Raw genomic sequence first — 2,715 nt, 5'->3', positions numbered from 1 at the left:
CGGCGCCACAGGTTCGACGGGTGCCACAGGCGCGACCGGCGACACAGGCGCCACGGGTTCGACCGGAGCAACCGGCGATACCGGCGCCACAGGTTCGACGGGTGCCACAGGCGCGACCGGCGACACAGGCGCCACGGGTTCGACCGGAGCAACCGGCGCCACAGGTGCAACTGGCGATACAGGCGCCACGGGCTCAACTGGGGCAACCGGAGCCACAGGCGCAACCGGCGATACCGGTGCCACGGGCTCAACTGGGGCAACCGGAGCCACAGGCGCAACCGGCGATACCGGCGATACGGGTTCGACTGGCGCAACTGGAGCGACAGGCGCGACTGGCGATACAGGCGCCACGGGCTCGACTGGAGCAACCGGCGCCACAGGTTCGACCGGAGCGACCGGAGCCACCGGCGATACAGGCGCAACGGGTTCGACCGGAGCCACAGGTGCGACCGGCGATACGGGTGCAACTGGGTCGACCGGCGATACCGGAGCCACAGGCTCGACTGGAGCAACCGGAGCCACAGGTGCGACCGGCGATACAGGTGCCACGGGTTCTACTGGCGCAACTGGCGATACAGGTGCCACGGGCTCGACCGGAGCAACCGGCGATACCGGAGCGACTGGCTCGACTGGCGCAACCGGAGCCACAGGCGCGACCGGCGATACAGGTGCCACGGGTTCGACTGGAGCAACCGGCGCCACTGGGGCGACCGGTGATACCGGCGCAACCGGATCGACTGGTGCGACTGGCGATACGGGTGCCACAGGTTCGACCGGTGCGACTGGCGCAACCGGCGATACCGGCGCCACAGGCTCAACTGGAGCAACTGGCGATACGGGTGCCACAGGCTCGACCGGTGCAACCGGCGATACCGGTGCCACGGGTTCGACTGGAGCAACCGGAGCCACGGGTGCGACCGGTGATACCGGCGCAACCGGATCGACTGGAGCAACTGGCGATACGGGTGCCACGGGTTCGACTGGTGCCACAGGCGCGACCGGTGATACCGGCGCCACGGGTTCGACCGGAGCAACCGGCGCCACTGGCGATACTGGAGCGACAGGTTCGACTGGCGCAACTGGAGCAACCGGCGATACCGGCGCGACAGGCTCGACTGGAGCAACTGGCGATACTGGAGCCACGGGTTCGACTGGAGCCACGGGGGCGACCGGTGAGACGGGCGCCACAGGTTCGACCGGAGCAACCGGAGCCACAGGTGCGACCGGCGATACCGGCGCCACAGGTTCGACCGGAGCTACAGGCGCTACCGGCGACACCGGAGCGACGGGCTCGACCGGCGATACGGGTGCAACTGGCTCGACCGGAGCAACCGGGGCAACAGGCGCGACCGGCGATACCGGAGCGACGGGCTCGACCGGAGCAACCGGCGATACCGGCGCCACAGGTTCGACTGGAGCCACAGGTGCCACCGGCGATACGGGTGCCACCGGCTCGACTGGCGCAACCGGAGCCACGGGTGCGACCGGCGATACGGGCGCCACAGGTTCGACTGGAGCAACCGGCGCCACTGGCGATACCGGAGCGACAGGTTCGACTGGAGCAACTGGCGATACGGGCGCCACGGGTTCGACCGGCGCCACAGGCGCGACCGGCGACACGGGTGCCACAGGCGCAACCGGCGATACCGGCGCAACTGGCGATACGGGAGCCACCGGCTCGACTGGAGCCACCGGAGCCACAGGTGCGACCGGGGCTACAGGAGCCACAGGTTCGACTGGAGCAACCGGCGCCACAGGTGCGACCGGAGCAACAGGTGCCACGGGTTCGACCGGAGCAACCGGCGATACGGGTGCAACTGGCTCGACCGGAGCAACCGGGGCAACAGGCGCGACCGGCAATACTGGTGCCACAGGCGCGACTGGGGCAACTGGCGATACGGGAGCGACTGGGTCGACCGGAGCAACCGGCGCCACTGGCGATACCGGGGCCACTGGTTCGACTGGCGCGACTGGTGATACCGGGGCGACAGGCTCAACCGGTGCCACAGGCTCGACTGGTGCAACCGGCGATACGGGCGCTACGGGTTCGCCTGGGGCCACGGGCGATACCGGAGCGACGGGCTCGACTGGAGCCACAGGTGCAACCGGCGCGACTGGCAACACCGGCGCAACAGGCTCTACCGGAGCCACAGGCGCGGCGGGAGCCACTGGCTCGACCGGTGCGACCGGCTCGACCGGCGGTACCGGAGCAACGGGCTCCACCGGTGCCACAGGCTCGACCGGCGCAACTGGACCGAAGGGCGATACCGGACCCAAGGGCGATACTGGACCCAAGGGCGCAACCGGTTCGACCGGAGCGACCGGGCCGAAGGGCGATACCGGGCCCAAGGGCGCAACCGGTTCGACCGGGGCGACCGGACCCAAGGGCGACACTGGGCCGAAGGGTGCAACCGGTTCGACCGGAGCGACCGGGCCAAAGGGCGACACCGGGCCGAAGGGTGCAACCGGTTCGACCGGAGCGACCGGGCCAAAGGGCGACACCGGACCGAAGGGTGCAACCGGAGCAACCGGAGCGACCGGAGCGACCGGACCGAGGGGCGACACCGGGCCGAAGGGCGCAACCGGCTCGACAGGTGCCACTGGCTCTACCGGAGCGACCGGCTCGACTGGAGCAACAGGCTCGACCGGCGCCACGGGTTCGACCGGAGCGACTGGCTCTACCGGAGCAACTGGCTCGACAGGTGCAACGGGAGC

General features: G+C 70.1%; 1 pseudogene. It reads left to right on the top strand.

The features are described 5' to 3' along the window. Positions 1-2,715: pseudogene (locus FJW08_RS33210) on the top strand (collagen-like protein); the annotation flags it as partial.

It is taken from the genome of Mesorhizobium sp. B3-2-1 (genome assembly GCF_006439515.1).
Taxonomy (GTDB): Bacteria; Pseudomonadota; Alphaproteobacteria; order Rhizobiales; family Rhizobiaceae; genus Mesorhizobium.
The sequence above is the reverse complement of the archived record's forward strand: the minus strand, read 5'-3'. Positions and strand labels throughout refer to the sequence as shown.